Consider the following 23437-nt stretch of genomic DNA (forward strand, 5'->3'; position numbering starts at 1 on the left):
CACATACAATTCACAGGTTTCTGCACTTTTACCCTGGGATGGTGCTCTATGACCCGCCTGCGCATCTCACTGGAGCTGCTGTTCATCGGCCTTCTCGTATCCTGGTCTTTCCGCGCACTCCTCTACCTCGACTACCAGGAGTACTTTACCGATATCACCCCTGCGCAGGTATGGATGTCCTTTGCCCATGGGCTGGCATTCGATCTGGCGGCAATCGCGGTACTGCTTTTCTTCCCGCTGTGGCTGTTGAATGTACCATGGAAAAAAGCGGACTCAAAGCGCTGGATTGTAACCTGGCGCCTGACTGGCTATGCCCTGCTCCTGGCATACGCCCTGCTTCTGTTGGGCAATCACCTGTACTTTGCCCACACCAAAAGGCACATGGGAAGAGAGCTCTCCCTGCTTTCCAACGATTTCGGCCTCATCTTCGATATACTTTCCAGCAGCTACCTGTGGCAAAGCGCCCTGGCTTTCCTTCTCCTGGGCATTGCCTTGGGGATCGTCATCAAAACCACGCCCACGACCATTACCTCCAGCCACGCTGCCATACGTATAGCCGCCTTTGTGCTGATTCCCCTGATGGTCGCCATTACCGTGCGTGGTGGTGTTTCCCGAGGCAGACCTATGGGCGTCGTGAACGCCTTTGAACACGGCGACTATCGCTACGGAAACCTGGTTTTGAATGGGGCTTACAGCGCTCTGCGCTCCGGCAGGGAACACCATGTGCAAAGGCACAAACCCGACGAAATGCTCCTTCACAGAGCAAAAGAGGAGTGGGGGCTCTACTCCGTTGACGAACAGCACCCCTTTGCCCAGCGCATAGAAAACCCCCGCCATGAAAATATGAACGTCGTCCTCATCCTGCTGGAAAGCTGGAGCTTCAAGTACATTGACGGGCTTTCAGGAGCAGGCTATGGCGTTACGCCCAATCTTGACGCCATCATCACAGACTCCCTGGTGTATCCACAAGCCTATGCCGTTGCCCAGCGCAGCATAGAGGGCATCCAGGGCATCCTGGCCTCCATAGCACCCCTGCCCGGAATGTCCGTTCTTGGAAACGGACTGGAGCGACACCAGCTTGAGGGAATCGGCAACATCGCCAGCCGTGCTGGATATGAAACCCTTTTCGTTCAAAGCTCAACCCGGCAGTCCTTCCGCATGGAATCCATCGCCCGCATGCTGGGATTCCGGCACTACTACGGCATGGAAGACATGAGGATAACCCTTGACTACCCCAAGAAGGAGTTTCCTCGCTTTGGCTGGGATTATGAATCCCTGATGCTCTTCCGTGAAAAGATTGATCAGATAAGCGATAAACCCTTTCTTGCCGTCGTTTTCACCGGCAGCACCCATGTCCCTTATCCTGAGCTGCCGGAGCGATTTTACCGCTACCCCCACGGCGAGCGCACCGAACACGGCCTGCTGAACACCATATATTACTCCGACTGGGCTCTGGGCGAGTTCATGAAGTGGGGCAGACAACAGCCGTGGTTTGACAGCACCCTGTTCATCATCACCGCAGACCACCCCCTGGGAGCCTACACCATGGGCAAGAAGCGTCACGAAGCCCTTGACGACGCCCTACGCATCCCCATGGTGCTCTACGCACCCTCTCTTCTGCCAGCCGGGCAGAATGCCGTTGTTGCCTCCCAGCTTGACATTCTGCCTACGGCTGTTGATGTCATCGGCTACCGGGATACCTTCTCCGCCATGGGCACATCCCTGCTTCGCAAGCAGAACTCCTTCGCCCTGGGAACCGAAGGCAATATTCTCGTGGGCATCAACGAACATGGCTACCTGTACCATTCCATTGCAAATCGCCTTGATTCTGGCCTCTGGCAAGACAAACAACATGAAGAGCAGTTGCGAAACCTGGAGCAGCGCCTGCTCTTTATGGATTACACCGCCCACGCCGCGCTGAAGTCCAATAACTGGATAACCGCAAAAAGCCATGGGGGAGGAAACAGTGAAAATCGCTAAACGAAATGCAGAGGTGCTGCACGGCAGAAACTGGTCACTCTTCCAGCCAAGTCGCCAGCGGGCTGCCCTTTTACGGCAGCTTCGTCATGATCTGCAACATGGCACACTGATGCACCGTGACCAGGAAACAATTACCACTGGCCGGGCAAACCACGGGCTGCTTGTCCTGGAGCACCACAAGCATTCGTACATTCTGAAGCTGTTCTCCATAGGCAAATCATTGCGCTGGAATCGCAAACTGGAGCTGACTCTCAAAGAAACATTTGCACCAGGAGCAAAGCGCAGCTATCAGGGAGCAGTGTACCTCTGGAATTCAGGCATCCCCACAGCTCGCCCCCTTGGCTACATATCCGAAGGGCCCTGGCCCTGGCAGAGGGTCAGCGTCTTTGTCAGTGAAAAAATTGACGCTGACGGGAATATCCAGGACATTATCGCCACAGAAAAAAAATTAAGCCGCTTACGAAAAAAATGCTTGCGCTCATGGCAACAATAACCCGGCGCATGCACGATCAGGGGTATCGCCACACCGACATTGTACCTCACAATTTTCTGGTGAAGGATCCCCAAAGCGAGAGACCGGAAGTCTTCCTCATTGACACCGACAAGGTTCACCCCACCCGCTTCACTCGCCCCATCCGTATCCTGAAACACTTTTGGGATCTGCGCTGCCTGCGCAGGCTGAAAAACTCAAGGGAAGAACTGGAATGGATATTGCAAAAATACTTTGGCAGACAATACAGGCCAGCCTGGCTGACAGCGCTTGTTTTCTGGTGCCGCGGAGGATTCAATCTTTTTCGACACCATAAACTCGCGTTGAAACAACGCAAACAGGCACTTATTACTCCGTTGACATTGCTTGATGATATTGCGATGCTTGCCGACGATATTCCTGCGCTCATCCGACTTGCGGGGATATAGGAAAGGGGCAGGCATGACTCAAAGTGATCTCGACAGGGTGCATATTCTCGCGGCAACAGACAACAATTACGCCCAGCATCTGTCCGTGATGGCAGTATCTCTCCTGGAAAACACCAGCAATCCTGAGTTGATAACACTGCACATTCTTGACTGCGGAATTACTTCCGAAGAAAAAGCTAAAATGCTATCAAGCTTGAACCGATATTCAGCGAAAATCAATTTCATCCATGTCCCTGAGTCAATTCTTGATGGTTTACCTTTACGCCGACATGGCCTTGCGGCTTACGCAAGACTTTTTGCAGCAGATCTATGCGACCCGAGCATTGAAAAAATCCTCTACCTGGATTGCGACATTATCGTCAATGAAGACGTCAGAGCACTCTACGCCACTCAACTTAACGAGCATATCATCGCAGCAGTAAAAGACTTTTCATTCACCGCTCCAAAGCGCCTTGAACTACCCCTGACAAACTATTTCAGCTCAGGTGTTTTACTTATCAACTTAAGAAAATGGGCAGAAGAAGACATCGCAAAAAAAACGATCGCATTCCTCATAAATAATGCGCACTTAGGACTTATCCATAAATTACGCCGATTTTCCTGTATGTGATTATCGCCGCCGCGAGACACGTCAATCCGTAGTGAGTGACCTCAAGCTTCTCAAAGCGCACATGAATCTTCCTGAAACGGTTGAACCAGGAAATAGATGCTTCCACTATCCAGCGCCTCGCCTTCTTTGATGGGTCACGCTTCTTGTCCTCGATCTCTTCTTTTCGCTGCTTTACATGGGGTATGTATCCGCGCTGAAGAATGCTGCTGAGCGCCGGCTTTCCCTTGTAGCCACAATCTGCGCAAAGATGCTGCTCCTGCTCTGCAGGCTTCTCGAAGACTACGCCATCAAGAACGGCTTCAAGCTGGCTCACATCATGCCGGTTCGCTCCGGTTACGACGATGGACAACGGGACGCCACGACCGTCCACCAGGACATGACGCTTGCTCCCGTTTTTTTCCCCGATCCGTCGGGTTCTTCCCTACGGTTTCAAGAGCCATTGGAGCTTTGTACATTCCGCCATCTATGCTTTGCCACTCCCAAGCTATCCCCTCCATCTCGTCATACTCAGCCAGCCCCTGACGCCAAATAGCTTCGAATACACCGGCCTTACTCCATTCAATGAAGTACTTGTGCACTGCACTGGCGCAACCAAACTGCTCCTTGGGTATCGCTTTCCACTGACAACCGGTGCGCAGCACATAGACAATGCCGGAAAACGCCTTCCTGGGGTCAAGTCGCTTGCGCCCACCACCAGGCTTGCGCTTGTAGATCTTGTCAGGATCTCTTTGCTGGATTGGCAGTAAAGGCTCAACTCTTTGCCAGAAGGCATCTGAAACTTCCCATGATTGCACTTTAGACATAAATCACCGCCATGAATGATCTTTTGTGGATCATTCTACAGCGAAACATTGCTCGGGTCAATGATTATTTATGGACAAGTTCTTAGTCAAACACTCGGATCAGGATGGCCTGAATGTTCTTCTTCATGAGCGCTGGAAGCGCCTTCCACTCCGCTGGAATGTTCAAATGGGTGTTTACAAGTCAAGCTGGAGAAAATGGCACGAACTTGGATTTACTCAAGAAGAGTTACATGAGGCTTTAACGCAGCCTGCGATAATCCACTATATCAACAATTCTAAACCATGGTTTTACACGTCAAACCACCCACTTAAGCACCTGTACTGGCATTATCTGGCCATGACAGCGTGGGCCGAATACCGGTACCCTGACAAGAATATAAAAAATATTCTTCGCAAAATCACTCAGCCCCGAAAACTCCTCAAGGCGTATGGGTGCCGAAAAAAACTCCAAGGGAAAAAATGACAACAGCACCAATTATTCTCAGCGCAGATGACCGCTACGCCCAACACCTCGCGGTCACCATCATATCCATACTGACAAATTGCCAGCACCCCACAACACTGCGCTTCTTTATACTTGACGGCGGCATAGCGGATGATAATAAAGAGAAAATCCAGCATATGGTCGCGAACTACCAAAGCGAAGTCACTTTCATTACCTCTATAAAGCAGACGTACACAGAATTCCCGGTAAATTCAGAGCGAATGAGCATAGCCGCGTATTTTCGCATTTCCATACCTGAGCTCTTTGACGACAATATCACGCAGGCACTCTACCTTGACTGCGACCTTGTGGTGGAAGACGATATCCTCAATCTGCTTCATAGGAAAGTCGCGAAAGACAAAGCCGTAGGAGCGGTAGAGGATATTTCGCGAACCATTGCATATCAACGCCTGCAAATTCCACCTCACCATTACTTTAACTCAGGAGTACTTTTGCTGAATCTGAGTTACTGGCGTAACCACAATATCTCTGCAAAAATTCGGGAGTTTAAGCTTCAGAACGCACATAGAATGACAACTAATGACCAGTGCGCATTTAATGGCATTCTTTGGAGTGACTGGGAGCGCCTACCACTGCGGTGGAATCAGCAATCTGGAATATATCGCAAACGATTGCGAAGACAAGGCGCAACTGGCTACTCACCGCAGGAACACTGGGATGCCATAAAAAATCCAGCCATCATTCATTATGTTGGTCACAGAAAACCGTGGAACCCCGGCTGCCTCCATCCGCTCCAGCATCGTTACTGGAAGTACCTGGCAATGACGCCCTGGGCAGCTGATTCTTCCCCCAGAAGATTCAGCCTCCATAACATAAAGTCCTTTTTCAGGAAGCCGCATCGACATATAACAGCATACTTTTACAGAAAAATCTCAGCTATACCTGACGTGAAATAACGCTGTTCACTACCTGCCGAAACTGCTCCATCTGCTTCTCGCGAGTGTAGAGCCTGGCGACATCTGCACTCTGAGCAGAAACCCTTTCGCGCAGCTCTGGATTCTCCAGCAGATTCACGATCGCATCCACCCATGTTTCTGCCTCATAGCCAGCAATCACGTGGGGTAAACCATGCTCCACCATTATTTCTGACGCGCCCACCTGATCGCTGACAACGGCGGGAGTCCCGCATGCCAGCGCCTCCAGAACCACGCGCCCGAATTCCTCGAATTTCGCTGGCAGAACAAAGACATCCAGTGCATGGTAGAGCAGGTGAACATCTGCCATTGGCTTGGCAAACGACACTTGCTGAGCAATTCCAAGATCAGCAGCAAGCCTCCTGTAATCATGAAGAGATCGATCAGCGCCTACCACCAGAAAGTGAAGCTGATGACCTGTTACTTTCCCTGCCGCTGCAGCAACCTTCAGAAAGAAACCTACATTTCGTTTTGTAAAATCGCCAGATGTCACCAGGCCTACCAGGCTCGTGGACTCTGACACACCAAGCTTTTTACGTCCTTCCCGCCGCATTTCCAGTGAATCTGAGACGCTGAACATCTCAGGGGCATAGCCAGGGTAGATAGTGACTATTCTCTTGATGTCAACCCCATAGCGGTGAACGAGATCATCACGCATCATGTTTGAATTCGCGATGATGGTTGCAGCACCACTGGTTTCCAATACACGATCGTGGAATCGTGCAACATCATTGCGTTCATCAACAGGGCATCCCTGGATTTTTTCGTGTGCCAGGCGAATACAATTGTGCAGTGCTATAATGTCTTTTGACTGCGTATCACCATGACTGATCTGCATGTCAGGCTTGTTCTTTCGCACCCAGCGCTGCACCAGATAATCAAACCACTTTCTTCTGAAGTATCCTTTAATTGGCCAGCGAACAGTTTTCACCACTTCATCGAAGTATGATGCATAATTTTCATGAAACTTCTCTGTCATAAGAACAACACGAAAACCATTTTCGCGCAGTACCTGCGCCTGTTCGATAGTATTTCGAACAGTACCGTTATTCCGCTGGACTTGGCGCGTGGCAATTACAACTGTATAAGACATAACCCACTCTCACTAACTCTTTTTCTTCCATGGAACAGTCATCAGCGACATCATCAAAACTACCATATACCATCCATGGGACGGCAGGTTATATGACTCAAAAAAAAGCGCAAAGAGAAACATGATATACATTCCAAGCAGGGAACTCAGCCCCAGGATACTCAGATACCCGGACGCATAGTTTTTCACTGCCTGCCAAAGGGCAAGTATCCAAAGACAGAGATAGGCAAACAAACCCACCAGACCAAAGCGCAAAGTTATATCAAGATACGTGTTATGCGCATGGTTAAAGTGGTAAATACCAAGCTCCCGGTGCTTTGCAAAAAGTGCCTCAACGCTGTTGATTCCATGGCCAAATAACGGCGCTTCAGGAATCGCCAGCAAGCTGACTCCCCACATCTTCAGTCGATACCCGGAACTACTGTCGGGGATAGTTTTCAGCGAATCAATGTCAAGGCTTTGCAAAGGCTGCAGCATATGCAAGACATTATCATCTGCAAATCTCTCCACCGAACTGCTTTGGTTGCCGAAAAACAAGTACCCCGCTGCTATAACAGCTGCGAAAAAAAGCACGCCGGAGAACATCAGCACGCTTTTCCCTTCTCTTTTTGAAGTAAAACCCAAAAAAATCGCGACAGCAAAAGCCACCATGGCGCCAAGCGCCAACGCGCCGACTGCGGCGCGTGGTTGAATGGCCAGCATGGCCAAAAACCAATACACATTTACGATCAACACAAGGCTGCCAGCGGAAAGCTTTTGCACCGTGGAAAGCGCCCTGGTGACCATCAGACTGCTGACAAACCAGACTGAAGCGAGCATGAGAGTTGCCAGGGTTAAACCCATCCACTGCTGGTTGATGGACAGGTAGATTCGGTTGCCGGGATCAAGCAACTGAGTCAGTCCACCAATTTGCTGCAAATCGTAAAAGGTCAGGGCGGTCACCGAAAATGCCACCAGCAGATAGACGTGGTATAAACGCACTTGCTGCAGAAAAAATGGCAAAACGGCAAGCAGCAGAATGCGTGAGTGACGCCAGAATCGATCCCATTCCCGCGCAACTTCGACCCCCTCTCCCGAGGCGGAAATAATGGTCCTTATCAGGAAATATGCAAACAGCAGGAGCGCGATCTGAGCAAGCCGCGATGACTTCATGTAATCTACGGCATGCCTACCATGGGCCCAGAAGAGACAAAACAGCAGAATTGCTCCACCATCCTTGAGGGGCTTTGCTCCGCCCATACCCAGCAGAAAAAGAATGAGCGCCACAAGTGAAGCGTAGCGCAGAATCAGCAGGGAGCGGTTTTCATATTTTTCGGTGAAGAAAGGAGCAGGTTGCGAAAAGCTCAATGCCTGGTCCTTCCCTTCTGCTCATACATATAGGCATATTTTAAAAACGCACTCATGGCGCTGGAAAAGGTAATAATCATGCCTCGCCAGCCATCGCGCCAGGCTTGGCGCAAAACGAGCATTTTCAGCGCACGCCCCAGGGGAGAAAGCAGCAGTTTCCGTCCACTGAAGGTCTCCCCGCGTTCAAGAGCCGCCTGGGCACCAATGCGGGCATACTTGACCGTCTGCTCCATATGGTGGCTGAAATCCCGATAGGTGTAATGAAGGAAATCGCCACCCTTGAGCCTGACGCTTGTGCCAGCCACGGTCAGCTTGTCATGCGGATCGCGTCCCTGCCACTCGGCCTTTTCCCGCCGCACCAGGCGCAACCTCCACTCAGGGTACCAGGCGTGCCAGATCCATTCACCGAGATACTCGGTTCGGCGATTGAGCTGGTAGCCATCTTCCGCTGGTTCACCATTTCGGAAAAGATTCGCTATCGCTTGTGTCAGCTCTGGAGTCAGGCATTCATCAGCGTCCAGGGAGAGCACCCAAGGCTTTGTGCATTGTTGTAGGGCAAAATTCTTCTGTCTGACGTGCCCTGGCCACTGATTGTGCATAAAATTCGCACCGTATGACCGGGCTATCTCTTCGGTTTTATCGCGTGACCCAGAGTCAACGACCACGATTTCTGCGGCAATGTCTTTGACGCTTTCCAGGCAGCGGCCAATGTTCGCCTCTTCATTCAGGGTTATCACAGCAACAGAGAGGGGGAGTTTCATGGAGGGGCCTCTGTGGTGTTATCGCGAAGATTTCAGGAGATTATCAAAGTAGGTGATGGTGGATGCCAACCCGTCGCGCAGCTTGATCTGCGGCTCCCATCCAAGTTCTTTGCGCGCCAGTGCAATATCGGGCTGACGCTGCTTGGGGTCGTCGGCAGGCAATGGTTTGAAGACTATCTCCGACCGCGATCCGGTCAGGTCAATAACCTGCTGCGCCAGTTCCAGCATGGTAAACTCACCGGGATTCCCCAGGTTTACCGGGCCGGTAAAGTCGTCAGGCGTCTTCTCCATCAGGCGTACAAACCCTTCAACCAGGTCATCCACATAGCAGAAGCTCCGGGTCTGCGTGCCATCTCCATAAACTGTGATGGGGTGATTCTGCAGTGCCTGCACGATAAAATTACTCACAACGCGACCATCGTTGGGGTGCATGCGGGGGCCGTAGGTATTGAAAATACGAGCCACCTTGATTTTCAGGCTATGCTGACGGTAGTAGTCAAAGAAGAGGGTTTCCGCGCAACGCTTGCCTTCGTCATAGCAGGCGCGTGGACCGATGGGGTTGACACTGCCTCGATAGGATTCGGGCTGGGGATGCACTTCGGGATCACCATATACTTCGCTGGTGCTGGCCTGGAATATCTTGATCTTGAGGCGTTTCGCCAGGCCCAGCATGTTGATGGCACCCATCACCGAGGTCTTGGTGGTCTGCACCGGATCGAACTGATAGTGCACCGGGCTGGCAGGGCATGCCAGGTTGTATATTTCATCCACCTCCACATAGAGGGGAAAGGTGATATCGTGGCGCAGGAGCTCAAAGTACGGTTCATTCAGCAGATGAGCGATATTGTGCTTGCTGCCGGTAAAAAAATTGTCCACGCACAGGACTTCATGACCATCCTGTAACAATCTCTCACAAAGGTGCGAGCCCACAAAACCAGAGCCACCGGTTACCAGAACACGTTTTTTTATCATCACTCCTCCTCCAATACTTCTTGATACAGTTTCAATGTCTGCAGCACTGTCTGCTCAGGAGAGAAGTGCTCCTCTATCCGCTGCTTTGCCTTGGCACCCATGTTTATACGTTTTGCATGATTTTCTATCAAGGAGTTAATCGCCTCGGTCAGTGCCGCAACGCTCCGGGGAGGTACGACAATGCCACTGATACCATCCTCGATCAACTCAGGAGAACCACCGGAATCGGCGACGACTGGTGGAACTCCCTGGCACATCGCCTCAATGACCGTCTTTGGCAGGCCCTCTTTTTTATACGCGCACAGCGCGTACACATCACAGGCACCAACCAGCGCGGCAGCGTCAGGGCGCGAACCGGCAAAGTGAATGCGGGTATGGGCCGCACTCTGAAGGGCCATACCCTGAAGGGGAGAACCTTCCATATTGCCAATAAGAAGCAAGTGGACATGGGCAGGCCAGTGGGAAGCGCTCTCTACCAACAACTCAAGCCCTTTATGCTTGCGGTAGTTCGCCACGCTGGCAACAACAAGTGCATTATCCGGTATGCCAAATTCCTCTTGAAGCGCCTGCCTGGAGGCAGGCGCATACCAGTCTGTCTTATGGCCTTTGTAGATAGTCACAAACCTGCTGGTTCGCGGATACCCCAAAAGGCGATGCTGAACAAACCACTGGCGTATAGCGTCAGCCACACAGACCACACGACTGACACGCGGGTGAAGGTATGTCATCCATGAAGATGGGTCAAAAAAACTCACTCCGCCCACAACTCCGCGATAGGCAACTATCCGCACAGGCAAGCCATGGGATGCGGCAATACCATTGGAGATAGCTTTGCTGTTCAGGAGGTGGAGAATGTCCGGCTGGAAATCGTGCAGGCGCTGTCGGATAAGTGCACGTATTTCCTTGTCAAATCGGCTGCGCGACTCACCGGAAAACACCGGGATTCCTGCCTCCTTGAACCGGGAAACTCCCCGTGCCTTTTCCGGGCAGATAATTTCCAGTTCAACTCCTTTCTGCGCCAGCCCCAGAAAGAGCTGTGTTTCCGGAGCATCACTAAATCCCGTAACAATAAGTACCTTCATATGTCTCTCAATTCACCCGCCAGGGGAAAACTTTTAACAGGCTGCTGAAAAACCCCCATCTGTGGCGTTGCCCGCTACTTTCTTGCACTCTCCCCGCAAACACCAATCTGGTAGTACTCAAAACCCATTTCGCTGAGACGACCTGCGTTATACTGATTGCGACCATCGAAAATAATGGGGTTCTTCAGGCGCATTTTCATTTCGTCAAAATCGGGGCTGCGGAATTCTTTCCATTCCGTTACCAGCACCAAGGCATCGGCATCCTTCACAGCGCTGTACTTGCTGTCGCAATAGGTAACAGGAACCCCTTTCAGATAAACTTCCTGTGCTTCATGAGCAGCTTTCGGGTCGTAAGCCTGAACCGTTGCCCCTCTTTTGACAAGAGCATTAATGAGCACAATACTGGGGGCCTCGCGCATATCATCGGTTTCAGGTTTAAAGCTGAGCCCCCAGATGCCGAACGTCATGCCGCTGAGATTATCGCCAAACCGTTGGACAATTTTGCGTTCCAGGGTAGTCTTCTGATGCTGGTTCACTGCCTCTACGGCCTGAATAATCCGGGGCTGCACTCCGGATTCCAGGGCAATCTTCTCCAGCGCTTTTACGTCTTTCGGAAAGCAGCTCCCCCCATAGCCACAACCGGGGTAGATAAAGCTGTAGCCAATACGTCGATCACTGCCTATGCCAATGCGCACCTTATTCACATCGGCCCCGACATTTTCACAGATGGCGGCAATTTCATTAATAAAGCTGATTTTAGTAGCGAGCATGGCGTTCGCGGCGTATTTTGTCATCTCGGCACTGCGCACATCCATACCGATGAATCGATCATGGTTGAGCGTAAAAGGGGCGTAGAGCTCTTTCATCTTTTCCATGGCAACGGGATGGTCGCTGCCGATTACCACGCGATCCGGCTTCATGAAGTCATCGATAGCCGCACCCTCTTTCAGGAACTCCGGATTTGATACCACGTGAAAGTCAATATCCGCTTTACGGGTCTGCAGTTCCGCTGCTATAGCAGCACGGACTTTATCGGCGGTTCCCACTGGCACTGTCGATTTATCCACAATAATGAGAGGCTGCTGCATAAGCTGACCAATAGACTTGGCAACAGCAAGAACATACTGCAGGTCGGCGCTGCCATCCTCACCCTGGGGAGTGCCCACTGCGATAAAAACGATTTCGCATTTTTCCAGGGCTTCTTTGAGGTCTGTGGTAAAGTGCAGGGTTCCTTTTCCCATATTCTCTTTCACCATGGTGTCAAGGCCCGGCTCATAGATGGGAATAATACCCTGATGCAAACCATTGATTTTCTTTTCGTCTATGTCTACGCAGGTAACATTGTTACCCATTTCGGCAAAGCAGGCGCCGCTTACCAGACCAACGTAACCGGTTCCTATCATAACAAGTCGCATATATCCTCCGGAAAAAGTGAGTAGTACCTTCAGGCCAAGACACGGTCTTTACCTGCAGGAGCAATTGCCCGTATTCATTACAGCTGAAGAGCCCTTTGCACAGCGGCCCACACTTCGTCCACACTGATGCCCCGCAGGCAGTCCATGTGGCCCAGCGCACAGGTGCGTTCAAAGCAGGGAGCGCAGTCGAGTTCCCTGCGCAGGATACTCTTTTTATCGGTCAGTGGTGGGGTTTTATCGGGGCTGGATGAGCCGTAAATGGCAACAACGGGAGTGTCCAGGGCGGCTGCCACGTGCATGAGCCCTGAATCGTTCGTAACGGCCGCCTCGGCCATGGCAATAACGTCTATTGCTTCTTCAAGGCTGGTCTGTCCGCAGAGGTTGAAGGTGAAATCCGCTGCCTGGCAGATATGATCACCTGCTTCGCGATCCTTGGCGGAACCGATGACCCACACCTGCTTCCCTTCGCCCGCCAGCCGCGCTGCCAGTTGAGCAAAGTACTCCAGGGGCCACTGCTTGGCAGGGCCATATTCGGCACCGGGGAAAAAGGCAACAGCGGGTCGTGCAGGGTCGAGGCAAAACCTCTTGCGAAGTTCAGCGCCTTTTTCCCGGTTGCTCACAAGCCGGGGGAAGGGAATATGCTGCGGGGGAAGGGAGGCGTCAGGCTTCTCTCCCAGGGCCAGGTAGCGCTGAACCGTCATGGAAAGCTTGCCTTCATCAAGAGTCCTGATGTCCGTCAGCAAGCCATAACGCATTTCGCCGCGAAACCCCGTACGCTTGGGAATGCGGGCGACACAAGGCACCAGGGCAGACTTCCAGGTAGTAGGCAACACAATGGCCCAGTCATATTTTCCACGCAGCTGCCGGCCAAGTTTCCAGCGTATGCCCAAGTCAAGCCTTCCGTGTACCGTGGGGAGACTCAGGGCCTGCCGCACCTGGGGCATACGGGCAAGCAACCCCGCAGACCATGCAGGCGCAACCACGTCAATGCTGCACTCAGGATAACGATTTTTCAGGGAAAGAAAGAGACTCTGGGCCATGACCATGTCGCCCACCCAGGAGGGGCCAATAATCAATATGTTCATGAAGTAACGCCAACTTTTTCAAGATACTTTCTGCCTGCATTTGCCCCACGAAGAATCTGCAGCAAAAGAGGTTTTACGCAAACACTTAAGGTTACCTTACCGTCCTTCGCTGGTCAACCGGGAAAAGGCTGCATGCCGACGCAGGCGACATGCCCTGCAGCAAGGGCACGATTACAACCTCCCAACCTCGGCTGCAGGGGGCAGTATCCCCTTGAACCCCATGCGAAAACGGTGTATGTTCTTGTCCACGTTACTTTATTTTGCTTTGCGCGGCGAACGCAACTCGGGGGTGTGTATGAGTAAAAATATCAACCTGCAGGACGCTTTTTTATTTGTGGCGAGGAAAGACCGGGTTCCGGTGACGGTCTACCTGACCAATGGTGTGCGCATGATGGGCACGGTGGATTCCTACGACAGCTATATTATCATCATGAAGTGCGATGAGGGCATCCGCATGGTCTACAAACATGCCATCAGCACAATCCAGCCCAATGTCCCAATGTCCATCCAGAAAGAGCCGCAATAGGTATGTGTGCAGCACCTGGCTCCCTGTGGTCGGGCTCCGGGGGCGAGATGCGCCTGACGGTTCTTGCCAGCGGTTCCAAGGGGAACGCGGCCCTGGTAGAGACGCCGAAGACGCGCTTTCTGATTGACGCGGGGCTCAACTGCAAATCCCTGGTTCAGCGGCTGAACTCCATCGGCGTTGACGAACACTCCATTGACGCCATTTTGCTTTCCCACGAACATTCCGACCACGTCTGCGGCGCGGGGGTCTTTTCCCGCCGTTTCCGCGTTCCGGTGTACGCCACCCAACTCACGGGTGAGTGCACCGTAAACTCCGTGGGCGATTTTCACCAGTTTGTCCCCCTGCACAACAGCACGTCCTTTTCCCTTGGTGACGCGGGTGTGGAGGTTTTCAGTGTTTCCCACGATGCCGCCGATCCGGTGGGTTTTCGCATCAGTTCCCTGCAGAACCGTCACCTGTGCTATGTGACCGATACGGGCATTTACACCAGCCTGATCAAACAGTACGCCATCGGGTGCCACACACTGGTGATGGAGTCCAACCATGACGAGATCATGCTGATGGAGGGCAAGTACCCCTGGCCCCTGAAACAGCGGGTGCGCTCCCGCACCGGCCACGCATCCAACCGCGAAGCCTCGGCGTTTCTGCAGGAGGTATGGTGGGATGGCATGCAGAACGTTATCCTCTCCCACCTGAGTGCCGAAAACAATATCCCGGCCCTGGCCTACCAGGAGAGCAAACGGGCACTGGAAAGCATGGAAGCGAGCAATACCCAGCTGTACGGTACACGGCAGCATATGGTCGGCTCCACGATTGCGGTGTAGCAGGCATCACAAGTGACCTCAACAGGAAAGGTTACGCTATAGTCACCTTTCACAGCTACCCTGCGTTTTTCAGCAGGAGCGCCAGTATTCCGAGAGCGAGCCCGGATGGCGAGCGGCAGAGACGGAGGTCCTCGGACGAAAGTGAGCGTCTCTGGGAGGAATGCTGGCGCGAGTACCAACACACCGTAAAGAGTTACACGCTATATTGGCAAGGCAGTTGGAGGATGAAATTATGACCACCAATATTGAAGTACTGAAAAAACAGATAGTCGAACGGCTCCAACCCCTCGAACCAGAAAGCATTATTCTTTTTGGCAGCCATGCCTGGGGAAAACCTGATGATGAGAGTGATATTGACCTGTATGTGGTGACCAAGGACGAATTCATTCCACAGGATTTTGAACAAAAAATGGCAGTCAAGCTTCGCATTTCCTCTGCTTTACGCGACCTGAAACGCATATATGACTTCGATCTGCTTGTCCATACGAAAGCCATGAATCAAAAATTCGTGCAACGTAATTCCAGTTTTGCCCGCAAGATCTGCAGCGAAGGAGTGAGGTTGTATGGACAGTAATGCCCTGCATTGGCTTCGCGCAGCAAAAGATGACCTTGACGCAATTGACGAGCTGCTGCGTAACCCCAACTTGACAAATATCGCGGCTTTTCACGCGCAGCAGGCGATAGAGAAAACGTTTAAAGCACTCCTTGAGTATGAACAAAAAGATGTACCAAAATCGCACAATCTGGAGAAACTCTACGGTTATGTGCAGCATTTAATTTGCGTTGATGATTTCAGTACCCTGGAAATGATTAACGAAATCTACATCGATAGCCGTTATCCCGGCGACCTCGGAATATTACCCGCAGGCAAACCCTCTCTGCAAATTACTCAAAAGTTCAGGCGCATGGCCCAGGATATTTTCCACCAGGCAGGTTCAATACTTCAAGATACCACTTCAGAGCAAACCCCATGACACACTTCGCCGACGAAATTTCCGCACAAAAAAACCTTGCATACATCGCCAGCCACCTGGACCTTGACGTGGATCATGCCTGGTGCCAGCGCCTGTGGCACCAGGCAACGGAGTCCTATGATGCCGATCTGTTCCTCAACCATCTGGAGCGGGTGGTGGCAAGCAACCGTGAAGAGTTTGCCCGGCAATGGGATGACGACTCCCTGGAGCGCCTGGCAGCGCTTCTCTCTTCCAGCGCTTTCATCGCCAAGCTGATGCAGCGGGATGCGAATCTGCTGCGCCTGTGCCACCGGCGTCCCGAGGCGTATCCGCCGGCCTACCGCTATCAACAGCCGGATTTTCTGCGCCTGGAGGCGCAGATGATGGAGATGGAGGAAAAGGATTTCATCCGCGCCCTGCGCTCCTACCGTAACGGCAAGATGATTGAGTTCGCCCTGCGCGATCTGCTGGGGCTTGATTCCCTGGAAGTGCTGCTGGGAGACCTGTCCATGCTGGCCGAGATCACCCTGGAATTGTCCTATCGCTATGCCTGGCAGCGCCTGGTGCAGCGCTTTGGCGAGCCCATGTACGAGGATTACGACACCGGCCAGCACAAGCGGGCTCACTTCGCCATTATCGGCCTTGGCAAGCTGGGCGGCGGCGACCTGAACTTCTGCTCCGATGTGGATATCATGTACCTGTACGACTCGGCCTATCGGGGCATGACCACCGGTGGCAGCCGCAGCGCCATCGAGACCCACCAGTTCTTTGTGGAGCTCAGTAAGCTGATTACCCGCTCTATGTCCGAAAACACCGAGGATGGCTTTGTCTTCCGCGTTGATCTGCGCCTGCGCCCCGATGGCGATACCGGCGAAATCTGCCTGGCCCTGCAGGGTTACGAAAACTACTACAGCACCATGGGCCAGACCTGGGAGCGCAGCATGCTGATCAAGGCGCGCCCGGTGGGCGGCCACGATGAGCTGGTGCGCCAGTTTCAGGCCATGGTACGGCCATTCATCTACCGCAAATACATGGACGAGAACACCGTGCTCTCCATCCGCGAGCTCAAGGACAAGATCGACGTCAAGGTGCGCAAGAACATTCACAGCAACGTAAAGCTTGGCCGTGGTGGTATTCGCGAAATCGAATTCTTTATCTCCATCATCCAGCTGCTCTACGGCGGCAAGGACACCTCCCTGCGCCAGTTTTCCACCGTACGCGCCCTGGATGTGCTGCGCGATCAGAAGTATATCGACCGCTGCGAATCCGAGGAGCTGTGGCAGTGCTACCAGTTCCTGCGCCGGGTGGAGCACCGGGTGCAGATGTTTGACCAGCGCCAGAGCCATACGATCCCCGATGACGAATCCTTCCAGCTGCGCATGGCCCGTCAAATGGGCTTTGACAACACAGAGGCGTTCTGGAGCGAACTGCGCGCCACCATGGATCTGGTGCATGAGTACTTCAGCACCCTCTTTGTGGAGGAACACCAGGAAAGCGCGGTGCCAACGGAAATATTCTCCGGCAACTACAGCCGCGAAGAGCTGGTGCCCATGCTCTCCCAATACTCCTTCGCCAACCCCCGCAAGGCGGCGGTGAATATCTACACCATCCTGGAACAGGCGTTGCACCACGAAGAGGAACACCGCAAGCTGCGCTCCGTGGCAGAGGCTCTGCTGAATCACATTGACCAGAGCCCCGACCCCGACATGGCCCTCAACAACTTCGAACGCTTCTACACCGCTGCTGCCCGCAAAGGTCGCGTAATGAAGCTCTTCTACTCCAACCCGGAAGCCATCGGCACTTTTATTACTGTCTTTGCCAGCAGCGCCTACCTCTCCAACCTCATCAACAGCTACCCCGAAACCACCGATATCCTGCTCTCACCACCCTGGACCGAGGAGGACATCCCCGACGCCACCACCTATCAGCAGCTTCTCATGGAGCAGGTTCAGCCTTTCAGGAAGGATACGGAAGCCTTCCTGGATCACCTGCGCTACTTCAAGGCCATGGAGTTTCTGCACATCGGCTTTCGCGAACTGCGAGGCAAGCTGGACGTCTCTTCCTCCACCGCCGTGCTCAGCAATCTGGCCGATGCCATGGTGCGCGTGGTGTACGACTATGTCTGCGCCGAACTTACCGAGCGATACGGGCAGCCCATGTGCGAAGACCGCCACTGCGGTTTCACCATCGTCGGCCTGGGGAAATTCGGCGGACGGGAGCTGAACTACTCCAGCGACCTGGACCTGATCTTCCTCTATGACGGCGCCGGGGAGACAACTGGCGGCAGTGGCGGAACCCTGCGCAACAACGAGTACTTCGTGCGCCTGGTGCAGCGCCTCATCAACCGCCTCAGCGTTGCCACCAGCCGGGGCATCTGCTACAAGGTCGACGCCCGCCTGCGACCCAACGGCGATGCTGGAACCCTGGTCACCCCCCTGCAGGGTTTTGTGGAGTACCACGAAAACCAGCACGCCATGACCTGGGAAAAGCAGATGCTCCTCAAGGCCCGCTACGTCTGTGGCGATGAAAGCCTCTACCAGCGCTTCCGCAGCTATGTGAACGAAGCCGTATTCGGCCAGCCCTTTACGCCCGAGCAGTTCACCGAAATCCACGACATGCGCCTGCGCATCGAAAAGGAAAAAGGCGGCAGCACCGGAAAGCACCACGACTACAAGGCCGGAACGGGGGGATTGCTGGACATTGAGTTTCTCAGCCAGGCCATGCAGATATACCATGCGAAGTCTTTCCCTGAACTGCTGGATGCCAACCGCACCTTCGACCTGCTGGACCAGCTGCAGGCCATGGGAGCCTGGGAAAACACGGATGGCGAAACACTGCGCCAGGGGTATTTGTTCTACCGGCACCTGGAAAATATGGTAAAAATATACCAGGACAATGCCAGCAGCCGCATAAATCTGAACGCCCAGGAGCTGAATCCCTTGGCATTTCGCATGGGATATGGCAAAACAGCCGGTGCCGCACTGCTGGAGTGCTACACCAGAACCAGCCGTGACGTGCGGGAGCTTTTTGCAAAGTACTTTGGCAAGCTACGGGAGGGATAAAACCATATCTCACACAAAGTTCACCAAGGCACCAAGGGAAACCTGGAGTTGCAATGACAGAAGATGCTGCTGCCTCTATTGTTGTTGATGCTTGCTACAAAATACATACAGAGCTTGGTCCAGGTTTGCTGGAATCTGCCTATGAGGCTGTCCTGGCCTATGAGTTGGAAAACCGGGGGCTGAAAGTTCACCGTCAGTTTCCAGTCCCGGTGACCTATGGCAAGTTACATCTGGAGGAAGGGTATCGGGCTGACCTTCTCATCGAGAATGTATTAATCGTAGAGTTAAAGTCAGTTGAAAAGATTCAACCCGTGCATAAAAAGCAACTTCTGACGTACCTCAGACTTTCTGGAAAGAAACTGGGGCTCTTGATAAACTTCAGTGAACTGCTCATAAAAAATGGTATATCCAGAGTCATTAATTGACAAACACCCCCTGCTTCGCAGACCACCTCTTCTTGGTGTCTTTGTGGCCTTGGTGTGAAAACCTCTTATAAACTAACGTTAGGACTTCAATCTTCATGGACAAATTCATCATTCACGGCGGTGTACCGCTACAGGGTCATGTGAATATCAGCGGAGCCAAAAACGCCGCCCTTCCCATCATTGCCGCTTCCGTACTCACGGAACAGCCCATGAAAATCAACAACGTGCCCCGTTTGCGGGATATCTACACCATCAGCAAAATCCTGCAGCACATGGGCGCCACCTGCGAGCTTGATGAAGCGACCAACTGCTTCCACGTTCACCGCAACGGCATGAATCGCCTGGAAGCCCCCTACGAGCTGGTGAAGACCATGCGCGCCAGCATTCTCTTCCTCGGCCCCATGGTGGCCCGCTACCACGAAGCCAGGGTGAGCCTGCCCGGTGGCTGCGCCATTGGCGCCCGTCCGGTCAACCTGCACCTGGACGCTCTGCGCAAGATGGGGGTGGAGCTGGATATTGTGGATGGCTACATCATCGCCCGCTGCGAAGAACTGCGGGGAGCGGCCATTTATTTTGACACGGTAACGGTTACGGGCACCGAAAATATCATGATGGCCGCCACCCTGGCCAAGGGCAAAACCGTGCTGAAAAACGCCGCCAAGGAGCCGGAAGTGGTGGATCTGGCCCGCTGCCTGACCTCCATGGGAGCCCATATTGAAGGCGCCGGAACCGACACCATCACCATCCACGGCGTTGACGAGCTGCGCGGCACCGAGTACAGCGTCATGCCCGACCGCATTGAGGCGGGAACCTTCATGGCGGCGGCGGCCATCACGGCCGGGCACGTCACCCTGCCCATCGAAGTGGCCCAGTATCTGGAAAGCGTTATCATCAAGCTGCGCGACTGCGACATCCGCATTGAGTGTGACGATGAACTCATACATATTTACGGCAACGGCATCACCTGCCGCGACATGGCCACCAGTCCCTACCCCGGCTTCCCCACCGACATGCAGGCCCAGTACATGGCCCTGATGTGCCGTGGTACGGGGGTCAGCGTTATCGAGGAAACCATCTTTGAAAACCGCTTCATGCACGTGGCAGAACTGCGCCGCATGGGCTGCGATATCGAAGTGCAGGGCTCACGGGCCATTGTCAAGGGCAAACCAAGTCTCAAGGGTGCTCCGGTCATGGCAACAGATCTGCGGGCCAGCGCGTCCCTGGTGATTGCCGCCCTGGCCGCCAGCGGAGCCAGTGAAATCAGCCGCATTTACCACCTGGATCGCGGTTACGACCACATTGAAGAAAAACTCTCCCGCCTGGGAGCCAAAATAGAAAGGGTACGGGAATGAAGAAAAACCTGGTGATCGCGCTGCCCAAGGGGCGCATTCAGGAAGAGTCCATGAAAATATTCGAGAAGATCGGCTTTGGCTGCCGCGACATGTTCAGCGGTTCGCGCAAGCTGATCTTCCCCCTGCAGGAGCAACCCGTCACCTTCATGATCGTGCGCGCCCAGGACGTTCCCACCTATGTACACCACGGCGCTGCCGATGTGGGTATCTGCGGCAAGGACACTATCGAGGAATCCACCTGCGACCTCTACGAACCCCTGGACCTGGGATTTGGTGGCTGCGATGTAGTGGTGGCGGAGCCCAAGGGCTACTCTGCCGAGAACCCCGGCTATAACGGCACCATCGTGGGCACCAAGATGGTGAACGTGGCCGAGCGATTCTTCGCCTCCAAAGGCGTCGATGTGGAAATCATCAAACTCTACGGCTCCATCGAGCTGGCACCGCTGGTGGGGCTGGCCCACCGGGTGGTGGATATTGTGGAAACCGGCGAAACCCTGCGCCAGAACGGCCTGGAAGTCAAAGAGATCATCTTCCGCTCCACCTGCCGGGTCATCACCAACCGCAACAGCATGAAAAACCGCCACGCCCAGATTGAAAAGCTGTTGGCGGACATGGCCGGGCAGCTCTGACAGGCTTCTGAAAAACGTCACCTGAACAGCAAAAGGCCACTCTTCTCCAGAGTGGCCTTTGTTCGTAGAGGGCTTTGTGTGAAACCTTTGCGCTTATGGAAAGCGCCACGCAGAGTTCAGGTCAATCTACTTCTTCGGGCTGCTCACAAAAAAGAGCAGCATCTTAAAGCGCTCTTTGGCCTTCAGGCCGTGGGGGATGTCGGCGGGCATGACCACCACTTCGCCAGTCTTCACCACCACCGTGGTTTCGCCAATGGTGATCTCGGCGCTGCCATCCAGGATCTGCACCATGGCATCGCCGGGGGCGCTGTGGGTACTGATGCCTTCACCGGCATCGAAGGCAAACAGGGTCAGGCCCACATGGGGCGTCTGGGTCAGGGTGCGGCTGACCACCTTGCCTTCGCCGTATTCGACCAGTCCAGCCAGTTGATGCACTTCGGTGTGGGTGATATTCTTGATCAAGCTCATGGGAACCTCCAGAAATCGGATATTTCCGCAGACTATAACCCCTTTACCACCAAGCGCCTTTGACAAAAGTCAAGAAAGCAGAATTTTTATGAAACACCAGCAATCCGGGGAGTCCATCGCCCTGACCATTGAAAAATATGCTCCGCCGGGAATTGGCCTGGGGTACGCCCGGGATAAGGCCGTTTTCGTGCCCGCCACCTCCCCCGGCGACCAGGTACAGGCGCGTGTCACCCAGGAAAAAAAACGCCACATGCGTGCTGAGGTGACAGCGATACTCGAACCCTCGCCCCAGCGCGTCGAAACCTTCTGCCCCCACTACCTGCAGTGCGGCGGATGCGATCTGATGCATATCACTTACCCCGACCAGGTCAGCCTTAAACAGCGCATGGCCCAGGAGACCCTGGCCGGACAGTCCATGATCCGGGAAATCCCGCTGGTTCCCTCGCCCGAACCTGTGGCCTATCGCCACCGCGCCCAGCTCAAGGTGTGCCAGGGCCAGGTCGGTTTTTTTGCCCGTGGCACCAATCAGATCGTGTCCATCGCCAACTGCCCGGTGCTGGCACCACCCCTGCAGCAGGTGGTACAGGACATGGCCGCGCGACCTCCCAGGGACGGCGATTACCTGCTGCTGGCTTCCGCCCGTCAGGCCAGCGCCGCCGTCAGCTTCCGCGATCACCGCGCCTGCGAACCTGTTGAAGGCTTCCCCCCAATGGTTCAGGAAGACTATGGCTTTGGTCCCATGCTCCTTGACAGCGCCGGATTTGCCCAGGCAAACCCCTTTGTCACTGTCCTTATGGCCAGCCACGTTGCCAGCGCCTGCGCCGGACAGCATGTCTTTGAAGGCTACTGCGGCAGCGGAACCTTCTCGCGGGCCATCGCCTCAGGTGCTGCCTCCCTGGAGGCCTGGGAGATATCTGCTCCAGCGGTGAAACTGGCACGGCGCAACTGCCGCGACCTTGCCAACACCCGCTTCCAGGCAGGCGACGCAGAAAAATCCGCCATCGGCAGCGATCGTCAAATCGTTGTGGTCGATCCGCCCCGCACCGGCCTCGGCCGGGGCATGACCAGCAGAATTCTCGCAAGCCACGCCAAAAAGCTGATCTACATCAGCTGCAATCCTGCCACCATGGCCCGCGACCTGCGCTTCCTTCAGGAAAACTCTGCCTTTACCCTTACCCACCTGGAGGGTTTTGACATGTACCCGCACACCACCCACCTGGAAATGCTGGCTATGCTGGAGCGTTGAAGCTCTGCCAGATTACGAAAAAAGCCCCGACTCCAGGGAGTCGGGGCTTTCGTATGTGTGAAAATTTCGTGTGCTCAGAAGTTGCGGGGACGAGCCTCGTTCACACGCAGTTTGCGTCCGCCGAACTCAAAGCCGTCAAGGGCTTCGATAGCCGCCAGGCTCTCGTTGTCTTCCATTTCAACAAAGGCAAAACCGCGCAGTTTGCCGGTTTCACGGTCAGCGATCAGCTTGATGGAGTACACGTCACCATACTCTGCAAAGAGGTTGCCCAGTTCGTCTTCAGTGGTGCTGAATGGCAGGTTGCCAACATAGATAGACTTCATAATCTCTCAATCCTTCAAAAAAAATGTCGTGCTTTCTTGGGACAAGCTTGACCAGAACCCGGCAATCCTGTGCGAATAAGAAGCAACGTTAAAACCACCATATAGCAAATATTTTTTTACTTGTCAGCAAAAAACGCTCTTCGC

General features: G+C 53.8%; 25 protein-coding genes. 15 read left to right on the forward strand and 10 right to left on the reverse strand.

Translation table 11 applies throughout. The features are described 5' to 3' along the window. Positions 1–48 precede the first annotated feature (48 nt). From ACZ46I_RS02590 to ACZ46I_RS02605, 4 genes are read left to right on the forward strand one after another with little or no spacing between them, the layout of a single operon-like run. Positions 49–1980 (forward strand): LTA synthase family protein, encoded by a 1932-nt coding sequence (locus ACZ46I_RS02590; protein WP_464281330.1) that lies wholly within the window; start codon positions 49–51, stop codon positions 1978–1980. After that, a complete protein-coding gene (locus ACZ46I_RS02595) occupies positions 1967–2473 on the forward strand; it encodes a hypothetical protein (RefSeq protein WP_464281331.1) in 507 nt (168 codons plus the stop codon). The genes ACZ46I_RS02590 and ACZ46I_RS02595 overlap by 14 nt, the downstream gene beginning before the upstream one ends. Beyond that, positions 2461–2898 (forward strand): lipopolysaccharide kinase InaA family protein, encoded by a 438-nt coding sequence (locus ACZ46I_RS02600; protein WP_464281332.1) that lies wholly within the window; start codon positions 2461–2463, stop codon positions 2896–2898. Before ACZ46I_RS02595 ends, ACZ46I_RS02600 begins: the two co-directional genes overlap by 13 nt. A 13-nt stretch (positions 2899–2911) precedes the next feature. After that, positions 2912–3508 carry a glycosyltransferase family 8 protein gene (locus ACZ46I_RS02605; protein WP_464281333.1) on the forward strand — a complete coding sequence of 199 codons (597 nt, stop codon included), beginning with the start codon at positions 2912–2914 and terminating at the stop codon, positions 3506–3508. On the opposite strand, the gene ACZ46I_RS02610 is transcribed toward ACZ46I_RS02605, so the two are convergent. Further along, a protein-coding gene (locus ACZ46I_RS02610) for an IS5 family transposase (RefSeq protein WP_464280308.1) occupies positions 3474–4311 on the reverse strand; the annotation gives its coding sequence in 2 pieces (ribosomal slippage) (positions 3474–3905 and positions 3907–4311; 837 coding nt in all). The genes ACZ46I_RS02605 and ACZ46I_RS02610 overlap by 35 nt on opposite strands. A 70-nt stretch (positions 4312–4381) precedes the next feature. Between ACZ46I_RS02610 and ACZ46I_RS02615 the strand changes: the two genes are divergently transcribed. Together ACZ46I_RS02615 and ACZ46I_RS02620 are read left to right on the forward strand one after the other, a co-directional pair. After that, a complete protein-coding gene (locus ACZ46I_RS02615; RefSeq protein WP_464281334.1) occupies positions 4382–4774 on the forward strand; it encodes a glycosyltransferase family 8 protein in 393 nt (130 codons plus the stop codon). Next, positions 4744–5712 carry a glycosyltransferase family 8 protein gene (locus tag ACZ46I_RS02620; protein WP_464281335.1) on the forward strand — a complete coding sequence of 323 codons (969 nt, stop codon included), beginning with the start codon at positions 4744–4746 and terminating at the stop codon, positions 5710–5712. Before ACZ46I_RS02615 ends, ACZ46I_RS02620 begins: the two co-directional genes overlap by 31 nt. Here the strand turns inward: ACZ46I_RS02620 and ACZ46I_RS02625 are convergent. The 7 genes from ACZ46I_RS02625 to waaF form a co-directional block, all read right to left on the reverse strand. Next, on the reverse strand, positions 5693–6823 hold the full coding sequence (locus ACZ46I_RS02625; RefSeq protein ID WP_464281336.1) for a glycosyltransferase family 4 protein: 1131 nt from the start codon (positions 6821–6823) through the stop codon (positions 5693–5695). The genes ACZ46I_RS02620 and ACZ46I_RS02625 overlap by 20 nt on opposite strands. A 12-nt stretch (positions 6824–6835) precedes the next feature. Beyond that, positions 6836–8170, reverse strand: coding sequence for an O-antigen ligase family protein (locus ACZ46I_RS02630; RefSeq protein WP_464281337.1), 1335 nt, complete (start codon positions 8168–8170; stop codon positions 6836–6838). Further along, complete coding sequence (locus ACZ46I_RS02635; RefSeq protein ID WP_464281338.1) at positions 8167–8931, reverse strand: glycosyltransferase family 2 protein; 765 nt, start codon at positions 8929–8931, stop codon at positions 8167–8169. Before ACZ46I_RS02635 ends, ACZ46I_RS02630 begins: the two co-directional genes overlap by 4 nt. A gap of 18 nt (positions 8932–8949) precedes the next feature. Then, complete coding sequence (locus tag ACZ46I_RS02640) at positions 8950–9903, reverse strand: UDP-glucuronic acid decarboxylase family protein (protein WP_464281339.1); 954 nt, start codon at positions 9901–9903, stop codon at positions 8950–8952. After that, positions 9903–10985, reverse strand: coding sequence for a glycosyltransferase family 4 protein (locus tag ACZ46I_RS02645; protein WP_464281340.1), 1083 nt, complete (start codon positions 10983–10985; stop codon positions 9903–9905). The genes ACZ46I_RS02640 and ACZ46I_RS02645 overlap by 1 nt, the downstream gene beginning before the upstream one ends. Positions 10986–11059: 74 nt before the next feature. Next, positions 11060–12400 carry a UDP-glucose dehydrogenase family protein gene (locus ACZ46I_RS02650; protein ID WP_464281341.1) on the reverse strand — a complete coding sequence of 447 codons (1341 nt, stop codon included), beginning with the start codon at positions 12398–12400 and terminating at the stop codon, positions 11060–11062. A gap of 77 nt (positions 12401–12477) precedes the next feature. Further along, complete coding sequence (gene waaF, locus ACZ46I_RS02655) at positions 12478–13485, reverse strand: lipopolysaccharide heptosyltransferase II (protein ID WP_464281342.1); 1008 nt, start codon at positions 13483–13485, stop codon at positions 12478–12480. Between the two features lie 295 nt (positions 13486–13780). On the opposite strand from waaF, the gene hfq reads away from it, so the two are divergent. The 8 genes from hfq to hisG all read left to right on the forward strand — a co-directional run bounded on the left by hfq (position 13781) and on the right by hisG (position 21256). Then, positions 13781–14011 carry an RNA chaperone Hfq gene (gene hfq / locus ACZ46I_RS02660; RefSeq protein WP_013504925.1) on the forward strand — a complete coding sequence of 77 codons (231 nt, stop codon included), beginning with the start codon at positions 13781–13783 and terminating at the stop codon, positions 14009–14011. Between the two features lie 2 nt (positions 14012–14013). Next, positions 14014–14835, forward strand: a complete 822-nt coding sequence (locus ACZ46I_RS02665) for an MBL fold metallo-hydrolase (protein ID WP_464281343.1) — start codon at positions 14014–14016, stop codon at positions 14833–14835. Positions 14836–15067: 232 nt separating this feature from the next. Next, positions 15068–15409 carry a nucleotidyltransferase domain-containing protein gene (locus tag ACZ46I_RS02670; protein WP_226508438.1) on the forward strand — a complete coding sequence of 114 codons (342 nt, stop codon included), beginning with the start codon at positions 15068–15070 and terminating at the stop codon, positions 15407–15409. After that, positions 15399–15809: a HEPN domain-containing protein gene (locus ACZ46I_RS02675; protein ID WP_226508437.1), complete on the forward strand. Its 411-nt coding sequence runs from the start codon at positions 15399–15401 to the stop codon at positions 15807–15809. The genes ACZ46I_RS02670 and ACZ46I_RS02675 overlap by 11 nt, the downstream gene beginning before the upstream one ends. Next, positions 15806–18850 carry a bifunctional [glutamate--ammonia ligase]-adenylyl-L-tyrosine phosphorylase/[glutamate--ammonia-ligase] adenylyltransferase gene (gene glnE / locus ACZ46I_RS02680; RefSeq protein WP_464281344.1) on the forward strand — a complete coding sequence of 1015 codons (3045 nt, stop codon included), beginning with the start codon at positions 15806–15808 and terminating at the stop codon, positions 18848–18850. The genes ACZ46I_RS02675 and glnE overlap by 4 nt, the downstream gene beginning before the upstream one ends. 53 nt (positions 18851–18903) lie before the next feature. Beyond that, complete coding sequence (locus tag ACZ46I_RS02685) at positions 18904–19275, forward strand: GxxExxY protein (RefSeq protein WP_464281345.1); 372 nt, start codon at positions 18904–18906, stop codon at positions 19273–19275. Positions 19276–19370: 95 nt separating this feature from the next. Next, positions 19371–20627 (forward strand): UDP-N-acetylglucosamine 1-carboxyvinyltransferase, encoded by a 1257-nt coding sequence (gene murA, locus ACZ46I_RS02690; RefSeq protein ID WP_464281346.1) that lies wholly within the window; start codon positions 19371–19373, stop codon positions 20625–20627. Further along, a complete protein-coding gene (gene hisG / locus ACZ46I_RS02695) occupies positions 20624–21256 on the forward strand; it encodes an ATP phosphoribosyltransferase (RefSeq protein ID WP_464281347.1) in 633 nt (210 codons plus the stop codon). The genes murA and hisG overlap by 4 nt, the downstream gene beginning before the upstream one ends. Before the next feature lie 126 nt (positions 21257–21382). On the opposite strand, the gene ACZ46I_RS02700 is transcribed toward hisG, so the two are convergent. Continuing rightward, positions 21383–21724 carry a cupin domain-containing protein gene (locus tag ACZ46I_RS02700; protein WP_013504919.1) on the reverse strand — a complete coding sequence of 114 codons (342 nt, stop codon included), beginning with the start codon at positions 21722–21724 and terminating at the stop codon, positions 21383–21385. Positions 21725–21812: 88 nt separating this feature from the next. Between ACZ46I_RS02700 and ACZ46I_RS02705 the strand changes: the two genes are divergently transcribed. After that, the gene (locus ACZ46I_RS02705) at positions 21813–22970 is read left to right on the forward strand and encodes a class I SAM-dependent RNA methyltransferase (protein ID WP_464281348.1); all 1158 of its coding nucleotides are present in this window, start codon (positions 21813–21815) and stop codon (positions 22968–22970) included. A 74-nt stretch (positions 22971–23044) separates the two neighbouring features. Here the strand turns inward: ACZ46I_RS02705 and ACZ46I_RS02710 are convergent, their stop codons facing one another. Continuing rightward, the gene (locus tag ACZ46I_RS02710) at positions 23045–23293 is read right to left on the reverse strand and encodes an RNA recognition motif domain-containing protein (RefSeq protein ID WP_013504915.1); all 249 of its coding nucleotides are present in this window, start codon (positions 23291–23293) and stop codon (positions 23045–23047) included. Between the last annotated feature and the right edge of the window lie 144 nt (positions 23294–23437).

Source organism: Desulfurispirillum alkaliphilum, assembly GCF_055378285.1.

Bases quoted from the DNA above. Each gene is read 5' to 3' on its own strand.
- ACZ46I_RS02590 (WP_464281330.1), top strand. From the start codon at position 49: ATGACCCGCCTGCGCATCTCACTGGAGCTGCTGTTCATCGGCCTTCTC.
- ACZ46I_RS02600 (WP_464281332.1), top strand. From the start codon at position 2,461: ATGGCAACAATAACCCGGCGCATGCACGATCAGGGGTATCGCCACACC.
- ACZ46I_RS02605 (WP_464281333.1), top strand. From the start codon at position 2,912: ATGACTCAAAGTGATCTCGACAGGGTGCATATTCTCGCGGCAACAGAC.
- ACZ46I_RS02615 (WP_464281334.1), top strand. From the start codon at position 4,382: ATGGACAAGTTCTTAGTCAAACACTCGGATCAGGATGGCCTGAATGTT.
- ACZ46I_RS02625 (WP_464281336.1), bottom strand. From the start codon at position 6,823: ATGTCTTATACAGTTGTAATTGCCACGCGCCAAGTCCAGCGGAATAAC.
- ACZ46I_RS02635 (WP_464281338.1), bottom strand. From the start codon at position 8,931: ATGAAACTCCCCCTCTCTGTTGCTGTGATAACCCTGAATGAAGAGGCG.
- ACZ46I_RS02640 (WP_464281339.1), bottom strand. From the start codon at position 9,903: ATGATAAAAAAACGTGTTCTGGTAACCGGTGGCTCTGGTTTTGTGGGC.
- ACZ46I_RS02645 (WP_464281340.1), bottom strand. From the start codon at position 10,985: ATGAAGGTACTTATTGTTACGGGATTTAGTGATGCTCCGGAAACACAG.
- ACZ46I_RS02650 (WP_464281341.1), bottom strand. From the start codon at position 12,400: ATGCGACTTGTTATGATAGGAACCGGTTACGTTGGTCTGGTAAGCGGC.
- waaF (WP_464281342.1), bottom strand. From the start codon at position 13,485: ATGAACATATTGATTATTGGCCCCTCCTGGGTGGGCGACATGGTCATG.
- hfq (WP_013504925.1), top strand. From the start codon at position 13,781: ATGAGTAAAAATATCAACCTGCAGGACGCTTTTTTATTTGTGGCGAGG.
- ACZ46I_RS02665 (WP_464281343.1), top strand. From the start codon at position 14,014: ATGTGTGCAGCACCTGGCTCCCTGTGGTCGGGCTCCGGGGGCGAGATG.
- ACZ46I_RS02670 (WP_226508438.1), top strand. From the start codon at position 15,068: ATGACCACCAATATTGAAGTACTGAAAAAACAGATAGTCGAACGGCTC.
- ACZ46I_RS02675 (WP_226508437.1), top strand. From the start codon at position 15,399: ATGGACAGTAATGCCCTGCATTGGCTTCGCGCAGCAAAAGATGACCTT.
- glnE (WP_464281344.1), top strand. From the start codon at position 15,806: ATGACACACTTCGCCGACGAAATTTCCGCACAAAAAAACCTTGCATAC.
- ACZ46I_RS02685 (WP_464281345.1), top strand. From the start codon at position 18,904: ATGACAGAAGATGCTGCTGCCTCTATTGTTGTTGATGCTTGCTACAAA.
- murA (WP_464281346.1), top strand. From the start codon at position 19,371: ATGGACAAATTCATCATTCACGGCGGTGTACCGCTACAGGGTCATGTG.
- hisG (WP_464281347.1), top strand. From the start codon at position 20,624: ATGAAGAAAAACCTGGTGATCGCGCTGCCCAAGGGGCGCATTCAGGAA.
- ACZ46I_RS02700 (WP_013504919.1), bottom strand. From the start codon at position 21,724: ATGAGCTTGATCAAGAATATCACCCACACCGAAGTGCATCAACTGGCT.
- ACZ46I_RS02705 (WP_464281348.1), top strand. From the start codon at position 21,813: ATGAAACACCAGCAATCCGGGGAGTCCATCGCCCTGACCATTGAAAAA.
- ACZ46I_RS02710 (WP_013504915.1), bottom strand. From the start codon at position 23,293: ATGAAGTCTATCTATGTTGGCAACCTGCCATTCAGCACCACTGAAGAC.